General features: G+C 62.7%; 1 protein-coding gene. It reads right to left on the bottom strand.

Features of this window, described 5'->3' with window-relative positions; translation table 11 throughout:
• The coding region (locus Q0932_RS20450; protein ID WP_299357104.1) for a VCBS domain-containing protein at positions 1 to 1,259 on the bottom strand (1,259 nt) is incomplete at both ends.

The following is a 1,259-nucleotide window of genomic DNA, read 5'->3' as shown; positions in this document are numbered from 1 at the left end:
GCCGAAGCCGTAGCGGCGCTCAGAACCGGCGCATCGTTGGTCCCATGGATCGTGATCTGGATCTGATGCGTCGTGCCGTCCGCGGAAGAGACCCGGTAGGTGGCATGACCGACCTGACCTGCTGCGAGCTGTTGAACGGCTGCATTGCTGTTGTCAGTGACATAGCTCCACGTTCCCGCGGAACTGATGTGCAGGCTGCCGCCAAACGGGTCGGAGACAGCATGTTCCCCAAACTGGCTGTATTGGAAATGCTCCTGTCCTGGACCGTCCGGATCCGTCACGTCCAGATCGCCACTGATCACGATCCGGCCGTGCACCTTGTCTTCGGTCGCCGACCCGGTATCCGTCCCGGTGATCACGGCGGCGTCGCCGACGGCCGCCAGTGTTGTGGTGGCTCCGGTGTGGGTCACCCCGCCATGGGCGTCCTTCACGTCGTAGGTGAAGTGGACCGCGCCGCTGTAATCCTTACCAGGCGTGAAGGTGAAGGTACCATCGCCATTGTCGCGGATCGAGCCGTGATCAGGGTGCAGGTTTTCGATGCTCAGCTTGCCGGCATCGTTGTCATCGACATCGACGGTGTTCGCGAGCAGCTGCGTCGTGGTGAGCGTCTGCCGCGTGTCCTCGGTGCCGGGGCGCAGCACGACCTCCGCCGAGCAATAGGGCCTGTCATTGCTACCGTGGATCGTGATCACGATGTCATGCGGCGTCCCGTCTTTGGAATGCACCGTGATCTTGTCCGTCAGCGTCTGGCCAACGCCCAGCTGGTCGATCGCCGTGCCGCGCGTGGTCGGCCGACCATCAAAAAACCTCGCGCTCCCGGCATCGGCGGAATAGAACCATGTACCATCTTCGCGAAGAAGCAAATCGCCGTACGTTCCGTGGTAGTTGAACCCGAGCCCATGCGTGTCGAATGCGGCCCCACCAGCATCCGGATCGATAATCGTCAGTTGCCCGCTAGCATCCAGTGTTTCCGTTCCCAGCACTCCGATGCCCGGCTGGTGCTGGTCGGGTGACCGGTCAATACCGGCAGTGTTCTCTGTGACACTCCCCGTATCCACGCCACCAATGACGGCCTTGTCGTCGGTGCCGTTGATGGAGACGGTGATTTGCTTGGTGGTGCCGTCGATAGTGGAGACGGTCAGGGTGTCGGTGATCTGGTCGCCGGTCTTCAGGGCCTGCACCGCCGGCTGGCCATTGTCGAGCGCGTAGCTCCAGGTGCCGTCGGGCTGCACGGTGAAACTGCCATGGGCGCCGGCCGC

The sequence above is a fragment of the uncultured Shimia sp. genome (genome assembly GCF_947498095.1).
Classification (GTDB): domain Bacteria; phylum Pseudomonadota; class Alphaproteobacteria; order Rhodobacterales; family Rhodobacteraceae; genus Shimia.
This window is presented reverse-complemented; position numbering and strand designations above follow the sequence as displayed.